This is a genomic window from Plantactinospora alkalitolerans (assembly GCF_015690345.1).
GTDB lineage: Bacteria > Actinomycetota > Actinomycetes > Mycobacteriales > Micromonosporaceae > Plantactinospora > Plantactinospora alkalitolerans.
This window is the reverse complement of record NZ_JADPUN010000347.1, coordinates 1-559: the sequence shown is the minus strand read 5'-3', so window position 1 is coordinate 559 and position 559 is coordinate 1. Positions and strand designations below refer to the sequence as shown.

Below are 559 nucleotides of genomic sequence, written 5' to 3'. Positions count from 1 at the left end.
CCAGCACCAGCGTCCGCTCCGCCGGATCCACCACATCGACCGCACGCACCGGCAGATCCGGCGACGCCGTCACCAACTCCAACACCCGACCGAACCACCGCGCCAACCGCTCCACCGTCACCACATCGAACAGATCCGCGGCACCGGTCACCATCCCCGACATACCCGCCGGACGACCAGCTCCGTCAAACACCTCACCAAGCGTGAAATCAAGATCGAACTTGGCCGCAGTGGTGGGCCGGTCCAGTTCAGCCGGCGAGACCCGCAGGGCAGACGACTGCACCGTAGTGCGTCCGATGTTCTGGAGGGTCAGCATCACCTGGAACAGTGGATGCCGCGACAACGACCGCTCCGGCGCCAACTCCTCCACCAGCCGCTCGAACGGCACATCCTGATGCGCCAACGCACCAAGCGTCGTCTCCCGCACCCGACCCAACACCTGCCGGAACCCCGGATCCCCCGACAGATCAGTACGGATCACCAGCGTGTTGACAAAGAACCCGACCAGATCATCAAGCGCCTCATCCGTACGCCCCGCCACCGCCGACCCGATCGGAAT

General features: G+C 65.1%; 1 protein-coding gene. It reads right to left on the bottom strand.

Translation table 11 applies throughout. The annotated features are described in order from the left end of the window. On the bottom strand, positions 1-541 hold a 541-nt coding region (locus I0C86_RS36995), incomplete at its 3' end, for a condensation domain-containing protein (protein ID WP_196205968.1). Between the last annotated feature and the right edge of the window lie 18 nt (positions 542-559).